The 217-nt window shown below is 62.7% G+C and carries 1 pseudogene; it reads left to right on the top strand.

Annotated features, from left to right (window positions below):
* Positions 1 to 209, top strand: a pseudogene (locus EP376_RS22865) (hypothetical protein); the annotation flags it as partial.
* Positions 210 to 217: the final 8 nt, after the last annotated feature.

Below are 217 nucleotides of genomic sequence, written 5' to 3'. Positions count from 1 at the left end.
GGTGGACGGTCAGGCTTGCCGGCATGGTCAACGCCATGATGTGGGAAATTGCGGAGATGAGCTATCTGCGCCTGCAGCCACACCGGCTGGTGTCCGGCAGGCTTGAGGCCGTCATCGGCCCTGTACCGCATACGCCGCTGGACGAAGCGGTAGCCGCTGCGCTGGCAGATCTTGGTTTTGAAACGGAACCAAAGCGCAACGCCGCATGATGCGGCGA

It is taken from the genome of Alexandriicola marinus (assembly GCF_004000435.1).
Classification (GTDB): domain Bacteria; phylum Pseudomonadota; class Alphaproteobacteria; order Rhodobacterales; family Rhodobacteraceae; genus Alexandriicola; species Alexandriicola marinus.
This window is presented reverse-complemented; position numbering and strand designations above follow the sequence as displayed.